This is a genomic window from Cyanobium sp. LEGE 06143, from assembly GCF_015207535.1.
Lineage (GTDB): Bacteria > Cyanobacteriota > Cyanobacteriia > PCC-6307 > Cyanobiaceae > NIES-981.
Genome location: NZ_JADEWP010000135.1, coordinates 1 through 7,012, shown reverse-complemented (window position 1 = coordinate 7,012; position 7,012 = coordinate 1). Strand labels below are relative to the sequence as shown.

4 protein-coding genes and 3 pseudogenes are annotated in these 7,012 nt (G+C 72.3%); 6 read left to right on the top strand and 1 reads right to left on the bottom strand.

Annotated features, from left to right (window positions below; translation table 11 throughout):
* Positions 1–21 precede the first annotated feature (21 nt).
* The 6 genes and pseudogenes from IQ216_RS14740 to hypD form a co-directional block, all read left to right on the top strand.
* Positions 22–300, top strand: a pseudogene (locus tag IQ216_RS14740) (hypothetical protein).
* Positions 195–1,340, top strand: coding sequence for a hypothetical protein (locus IQ216_RS14270; protein WP_370566695.1), 1,146 nt, complete (start codon positions 195–197; stop codon positions 1,338–1,340). Before IQ216_RS14740 ends, IQ216_RS14270 begins: the two are co-directional and overlap by 106 nt.
* A 27-nt stretch (positions 1,341–1,367) precedes the next feature.
* Positions 1,368–1,586, top strand: a complete 219-nt coding sequence (locus tag IQ216_RS09965) for a HypC/HybG/HupF family hydrogenase formation chaperone (RefSeq protein ID WP_193815350.1) — start codon at positions 1,368–1,370, stop codon at positions 1,584–1,586.
* On the top strand, positions 1,583–5,323 hold the full coding sequence (gene nifJ / locus IQ216_RS09960; protein WP_193815349.1) for a pyruvate:ferredoxin (flavodoxin) oxidoreductase: 3,741 nt from the start codon (positions 1,583–1,585) through the stop codon (positions 5,321–5,323). Before IQ216_RS09965 ends, nifJ begins: the two co-directional genes overlap by 4 nt.
* On the top strand, positions 5,320–6,354 hold the full coding sequence (locus tag IQ216_RS09955; protein ID WP_193815348.1) for a dihydroorotate dehydrogenase-like protein: 1,035 nt from the start codon (positions 5,320–5,322) through the stop codon (positions 6,352–6,354). The genes nifJ and IQ216_RS09955 overlap by 4 nt, the downstream gene beginning before the upstream one ends.
* Positions 6,351–6,851: pseudogene (hypD, locus tag IQ216_RS09950) on the top strand (hydrogenase formation protein HypD); the annotation flags it as partial. The gene IQ216_RS09955 and the pseudogene hypD, both read left to right, overlap by 4 nt.
* A gap of 36 nt (positions 6,852–6,887) precedes the next feature.
* Here the strand turns inward: hypD and IQ216_RS14495 are convergent.
* A pseudogene (locus IQ216_RS14495) lies at positions 6,888–6,995 on the bottom strand (hydrogenase formation protein HypD); the annotation flags it as partial.
* Positions 6,996–7,012 lie beyond the last annotated feature (17 nt).

Sequence of the window (7,012 nt, the reverse complement as noted above, 5' to 3'; positions counted from 1 at the left end):
ACCGGCCATGCCCTGGGCACCGTGCGCGCCTTCGAGATCGGCCCCACCGCCGGCGCCTTCGCCTCCCTGGGCATGAGTCTCACSGSCATNNCCYCRCCGCCCTGCTGCTGCCGCTGGCCCCACCTGTCGACTGCCGCGCCCTGGCCCTGGGGGGCGATCTCAAGAACGCCGCCGCCGAGGCCAGCGGCGGGCACATCCGGCTGGCGCCCCACCTGGGGGATCTGGCCGGTCCGCGCCAGCACAGGGTGCTGGAGGTGTGGCTGCAGGAACCACGGGCGGGGCCGCAGCCGCCGCAGTTGATCGTCTGTGATGCCCATCCGGGCTACGTCAGCCAGCGGCTGGCCAACGACGCCCTCACCAGCTGGAGCCGTCAGGCAGCCGGCCCAGAGCGGGTGAGGTTGGTGCCGGTGCAGCACCACCGGGCCCATGGCCTGGCGGTGGCGGCGGAACACGGCTTGCCGCTGCCCTTGCTGGTGTGGGCCTGGGATGGCCTGGGCTACGCCCCCGGCCAGGACACCGGCCACCAGCTCTGGGGCGGCGAATTGCTGCGGCTCAACAGCCTGGGGTCCACGCGACCTGCAGCCGAGCGGCTGGCGGCCCTACGGCCCTTTCCCCTGCCCGGCGGTGAGCGGGCCATGCGGGAGCCCTGTCGGGTGGCGCTGGGCCTGCTGGCCGCTCTGGAGGATGGGCGCTGGCTCGACCATCCGGCCGCGCAGTGCTGCCGCGAGGCCTTTGCCGAAGCGGAGCTGCCCCTGCTGCTGGCGGCGCTGCGGGCCGGCTGCCAGGCACCCCAGACCTCATCGGTGGGGCGGCTCTTTGACGGCGTGGCGTCGCTGCTGGGGGCGTGTCAGCGGCAGAGCCATGAAGGCCAGGCCGGCCTGCTGCTGGAGGGACTCGCCCGCCGCGCCCAGGCCCAGCGGCGCTCCCAGGCCCAGCGGCGGGCTGAGGGCCAGCGGAAGGCCAACTCCAGGCGGGCCGGCGGTTCACCGCTATTGCCGCTGTTGCCGGCCCCGGACCTGCCCCTGGGCTGGCTGGACTGGCAGCCCTTGCTGCGCCACCTGCTGGAGCAGCGCAGCCAGGGGGTGGACGCAGCCAGGCTGTCGCTGGCAGTGCACCAGGCCCTGGCTGATGCGATGGCGGCTGCTGCGGCTGCGGCCGCGCCGCCAGGGGCGCCCCTGGCGCTGGCCGGGGGCTGCTTCCAGAACGCTCTGCTGCTGGAGCTCTGCGCCGCGGCCGCCCGCTCCGCGGGCCTGCGGCCCTTCTGGAGTGAGCAGGTGCCCTGCAACGACGGCGGCCTCGCCCTGGGCCAGCTGTGGGCAGTTTGTGAGTGGCCTTCCTAGAATGGAAGTAGCCCTCGCGGCACGGCCATGTGCCTGGCCACAGCAGGATTGATCCTGGCGATCAGCGACGCCGCCGATCCCCTCTGGCGCCGGGCCGAGGTGGATTTCGGCGGCGTGCGCCAGCAGGTGAGCCTGGCCTGTCTGCCCCAGGCGCTGGTGGGCGATCGGGTGCTGGTGCACGTGGGCGTGGCCCTGGCGCTGGTGGATGACGACACCGAATCCCCCCTGGCGGAGCTTGAGCCATGACCGTTGCCGCAAGACCAGATCCAGGCGCCTGCATCACGGTGGATGGCAACGAGGCCGTCGCCCGGGTGGCCTACCGGCTCAACGAGGTGATCGCCCTCTACCCGATCACGCCGGCTTCGCCGATGGGAGAATGGGCCGATGCCTGGGCCGCCGAGGGGCGCCCCAACCTCTGGGGAGCGGTGCCGGAGGTGGTGGAGCTGCAGAGCGAGGCGGGGGCGGCCGGCACGGTGCACGGCGCCCTCCAGGCCGGGGCGCTCACCACCACCTTCACGGCCTCCCAGGGGCTGCTGCTGATGCTGCCCAACCTCTACAAGCTGGCCGGCGAGCTCACGCCTGCGGTGCTGCATGTGGCGGCCCGCTCCCTGGCGGCCCAGGGGCTCTCGATCTTCGGCGACCACAGCGACGTGATGGCCACCCGGGGCAGCGGCTGCGGCATCCTCTGCTCGTCCTCGGTGCAGGAGGCCGCCGATGGCGCCGTGATCGCCGCCCGGGCCAGCCTGCTCAGCCGCCTGCCCTTCCTGCACGTCTTCGACGGCTTCCGCACCTCCCACGAGATTCAGAAGGTGCACGACCTCGACGACGAGCTGCTGCGCCAGATGATCCCGGAGCAGGCGATCCGGGATCACCGCGCCAGGGCCCTGAGTCCGGCCCATCCGATGCTGCGCGGCACCGCCCAGAACCCGGATGTCTACTTCCAGGCGCGGGAAGCGGTGAACCGGTTCTATGACGCCGCGCCGGGACATCTGCTGGAGGCGATGCAGCGGTTCGCCGCCCTCACCGGCCGCCACTACCGCCCCTACGACTACGCCGGCCCCGCCGATGCCGAGCGGGTGCTGGTGCTGATGGGCTCGGGGGCCGAAACCGCCCTGGAGGCCAGCGAGGCCCTGCAGGCCCGCGGCGAGCGGGTGGGGGTGCTGAAGCTGCGTTTGTTCCGGCCCTTCGCGGCCCGCTGGCTGGTGGAGGCCCTGCCCGCCAGCACCCGGGCGATCGCGGTGCTGGATCGCTGCAAGGAGCCCGGCGCTCCGGGCGAACCGCTCTACCTCGACGTGCTCGCCGCCGTCAGCGAGGAGTGGCGCCAGATGCATGGCCCCCAGCCGCAGCCGCTGCTGCTGGGGGGCCGCTACGGACTCTCCTCCAAGGAGTTCACGCCGGCGATGGTGAAGGCCGTGTTCGATCACCTCCAGGCGGCACTCGCCGGCTCAGGCGATGGTGCCCGGCCCCTCAATCACTTCAGCGTGGGCATCCACGACGACGTGACCCGGCGCTCCCTGGCCGTCGATCAGGCCTTCGTCACCGAGCGCCCCCGGGCCCAGAGTGGCCAGGTGCGGGCTGTGTTCTACGGCCTCGGCTCCGATGGCACCGTGGGCGCCAACAAGGCCGCCATCAAGATCATCGGCGAGGGCACCGATCTGCACGCCCAGGGCTACTTCGTCTACGACTCCAAGAAGGCCGGCTCGGTCACGGTGTCGCACCTGCGCTTCGGGCCGCAGCCGATCCGCTCCACCTACCTGATCCAGCGGCCCACCTTCGTGGCCTGCCACCAGTGGGACTTCCTGCGCCGTTTCGATCTGCTGGCGGGCATCGAGCCCGGCGCGGTGCTGTTGCTGAACAGCCCGTTCGAGAGCGCCGAAACCTGGATCCGGCTGCCCGAGCCCGTGCGGCAGCAGATCAGGCAAGCCGGCCTGCAGGTGCATCAGATCAACGCCGAGCGGGTGGCGCGCCAGGCCGGCATGGGGCCCCACATCAACACCGTGATGCAGGCCTGTTTCTTCGCCCTCAGTGGCGTGCTGCCCCGGCAGGAGGCGATCGCCCGCATCCGCGCCTCGATCCACCAAAACTACGGCCGCAAGGGCGAGGCGGTGGTGGCGATGAACCTGGCGGCCCTCGATGCCAGCCTCGACCACCTGGAGCCCCTCGACTGGCACCAGCTCGACGCCCTGGCTGCCGCCGGCAGCAATGACCCCCAGGCTGCCCCGCCTGATCCGGCCACCCTGCCGGGCACCGGCGAGCGCCTGGCCGGCGCGCCGGCCTTCGTGCGGGAGGTGATCGGGCCGATGCTGGAGCGCCGTGGGGACGAGCTGCCGGTGAGCGCCCTGCCCTGCGATGGCACCTGGCCTGTGGGCACGGCCCAGTGGGAGAAGCGCAACATCGCCACGGCCGTGCCGGTGTGGGAGAGCGACCTCTGCGTGCAGTGCGGCAAGTGCGTGCTGGTGTGTCCCCACGGGGTGATCCGCGCCAAGCTGGCGGCGCCTGAGGCCTTCGCGGCGGCGCCTGAGGGCTTTCGCACAGCCCCCTGCCGGGACCAGACGTTCGCCGGCCAGACATTCACCCTGCAGGTGGCCGTTGAAGACTGCACCGGCTGCTCCCTGTGCGTGGAGGTCTGCCCGGTGCGCGATCGCAGCCAGCCGAAGCGCAAGGCGATCAACATGGCCCCCCGGCGCGCCGAGCTGCCGGCCGCCCGCGGCCACTGGGACTTCTTCCTGCAGCTGCCCCATCCGCCCCGGGAGCTGCTGGATCCGCACCGCGTCGCCCACCAGCAATGGCTGGAGCCCCTGTTCGCCTTCTCGGGCGCCTGCGCCGGCTGCGGCGAAACCCCCTACCTCAAGCTGGCCAGCCAGCTGTTCGGCGATCGCATGCTGGTGGCCAATGCCACCGGTTGCAGTTCCATCTACGGCGGCAACCTGCCCACCACCCCCTGGAGCGCCAATGCCGAGGGGCGGGGCCCCGCCTGGAGCAACTCCCTGTTTGAAGACAACGCCGAGTTCGGCTACGGCATGCGGGTGGCCCTGGATCAGCAGCGCGCCATGGCCCTGGAGCTGCTGGCTCAGCTGGCGCCGCTGCTGCCGCCCAGGCTGGTGGAGGCGACCCGGGCCCACGCCGGCGGCGCCCCAGCCGACCAGGCCAGCGAGGCCGCGATCCTGGAGCAGCGCCAGCGGGTGGCTGAGTTGAAGCGCTGCCTGCAGCGGTTGCTCGGCCTCGATGGCGGCCAGGAGCCTGGCGGCCTGAGCCTCTCCGATCGCCCGCTGGCCGAACGCCTGCTGGATCTGGCCGATGCCCTCACCAAGACCAGCGTCTGGCTGGTGGGCGGCGATGGCTGGGCCTACGACATCGGTTTCGGCGGGCTCGACCACGTGCTGGCCAGCGGTCGCGATCTGAACGTGCTGGTGCTCGACACCGAGGTGTACTCCAACACCGGTGGTCAGGCCTCCAAGGCCACACCGCTCGGGGCCGTGGCCAAGTTCGCGGCCTCGGGCAAGGCCGCCGCCAAGAAGGATCTGGGCCTGATGGCGATGACCTACGGCCACGTCTACGTGGCCAGCGTGGCGATGGGCGCCCGCGACGAGCACACGATCCGGGCCTTCCTGGAGGCCGAGAGCTATCCGGGCCCTTCCCTGATCCTGGCCTACTCCCACTGCATCGCCCACGGCATCCCCATGGCCCATGGCATGGAACACCAGAAGCTGGCCGTGGACTCGGGCCGCTGGCTCCTCTACCGCCACGACCCCCGCCGCGCCGAGCGGGGCGAGAACCCGCTGCAGCTCGATAGCCCAGCGCCGCAGCGCTCCCTGCGGGAGGCGATGGCCGCCGAACAGCGCTTCGAGGTGCTCCGCTACAGCCGGCCCGAGCGGGCCCGCGAGCTCCTGAATCAGGCCGAGGCCGAGCGGGCCCGCCGCTGGGCCAGCTACTGCGCCCTGGCCCAACCCTGGAGTGGCCAGAGCAGCCCCAGCCGGCCATGACCGGGCCCGACCTCGCCACCACCTACCTCGGCCTGCCCCTGCGCACGCCCCTGGTGGTGGGTGCTGCCGGTCCGCTGAGCGACAGCATCGAGGCGCTGCAGGAGCTGGAGCGCTGCGGTGCGGCGGCCATCGTGCTGCACTCGCTGTTCGAGGAGCAGATCGAGCAGGAGCAGCTGGCCCTGCACCGCTATGGCCAGCAGGGCGCCGAGAGCTACGGCGAGGCCCTCAGCTACCTGCCGGAGGCGGCGCTGGAGCACGGCGGAGCCGACGCCTACCTGCGCCTGATCGAGCAGGCCTGCCGCCGCCTGGCCATCCCGGTGATCGCCAGCCTCAATGGCCGCAGCCCTGGCCGCTGGGTGGAGACCGCCCGCCGCATCGAGGCGGCCGGCGCCGCGGCCCTGGAGCTGAACATCTACGCCATTCCCACCGATCCGGAGCTCTCCAGCGCCGCGATCGAAGCCCAGGTGGAGGAGATCGTGCGGGAGGTGCGCGCCGAGGTGGCCCTGCCGCTGGCCGTGAAGCTGGGGCCGTTCTTCAGCAACTTCGGAGCGATGGCCCGGCGCCTGGAGCACTCGGGTGCCCAGGGGCTGGTGCTGTTCAACCGCTTCTACCAGCCAGACATCGACATCGAGTCGATGACCGTGCGGCCCAACCTGCTGCTCAGCACCCCCCACGACCTGCGCCTGCCGCTGCGCTGGATCGCCCTGCTGCACGGCCGCGTGGGCCTGGACCTGATCGGCAGCGGTGGCGTCCACCGCGGCACCGATGTGGTGCGTCTGCTGATGGCCGGTGCCGCCGCCACCCAGGTGGTGGCGGCCCTGCTGCGCCATGGCCCCGGACGCCTGCAGGGGCTGGAGGATGAACTCGCCACCTGGATGCGCGACCACGAGGTGGCGAGCGTGGCCGCCCTGATCGGCTGCATGAGTCAGGCCCACTGCCCCAATCCCGAGGAGTACGAGCGGGCCCAGTACATGCAGGCCATCCACAGCTACAGCCCGGCCGGCGCGGCCACGGCCCGGGGGCCCTGGTGAGCAGCACCGCGGCGGTCACCGCGCTGGCCGCCAGGCTGCGGGCCACGGTCACCCGTCCCTGGACGTTGATGGAGGTGTGCGGCGGCCAGACCCACGCCATCGTGCGCTGGGGCCTCGACCAGCTGCTGCCGGATGGGCTGCGGCTGATCCACGGGCCGGGCTGTCCGGTGTGCGTCACCCCCGCCGCCAGCATCAACCAGGCCCTGGCTCTGGCCCGTCGCCCGGAGGTGATCCTCTGCGCCTATGGCGACATGCTGCGGGTGCCGGGCAGCGAGCCGGGCGACGACCTGCTGCGGGTGCGGGCCGCGGGGGGGGACGTGCGCCTGCTCACCTCTCCCCTGCAGGCGATCGCCCTGGCCCAGAGCCACCCCGCCCACCAGGTGGTGTTCCTGGCCGTGGGCTTCGAGACCACCGCTCCGGCCACGGCGCTGCTGGCTCAGCAGACGGCCCGGTTGGGCCTGGCCAACCTGTCGCTGTTGATGGCCCACGTGCGGGTAGGCGTTCAGCACGGCGGGCCTGCCGGCCTCCAGCAGCTCCACACAGCCCAGCACGCCGCGCAGCAGCTCCTCGGGCTCGAAGCCGCTCACCACCACGGGCAGCCGATGCCGCTCCACCAGGGGGTGGAGTTCCTCCAGGCCCATCACCGTGCTCACATGGC